The sequence below is a fragment of the Vibrio sp. OPT46 genome (assembly GCF_015163535.1).
GTDB lineage: Bacteria > Pseudomonadota > Gammaproteobacteria > Enterobacterales > Vibrionaceae > Vibrio > Vibrio alginolyticus.
In genome coordinates this window covers 1-268 of the sequence record NZ_JADDYG010000632.1, presented here as the reverse complement: position 1 = coordinate 268, position 268 = coordinate 1, and the positions used below count along the sequence as shown (strand labels likewise).

Here is a 268-nt window from a genome sequence, read left to right as displayed (position 1 = left end):
TTCAACTGACCAGCTATCTCATAAATATCTGTAACGAAGATTTGTTTTTCCATTTCGTTTAGCAGAGCATTAACTTCAGCTTCTCGTTGAGCTCTACGTTTTGTCCTAGTCTCCTCCTGGAATTTTGCTAAACGCTCTTCATCCGATGCCTTCTCTTTTTTCGGTTCAGACCCACCGTTTAGTAATTTGTTATTTTCTATCAAAAGCTGCTGATACTGATTGTCAAGCATTAACATCTTATTAGCATGCTCTTTTTGGGCTCGTATCA

At 38.4% G+C, this 268-nt stretch carries 1 protein-coding gene; it reads right to left on the bottom strand.

The features are described 5' to 3' along the window. On the bottom strand, nucleotides 1–236 hold a 236-nt coding region (locus tag IQR33_RS36020; protein WP_193844121.1), incomplete at its 3' end, for a hypothetical protein. Between the last annotated feature and the right edge of the window lie 32 nt (nucleotides 237–268).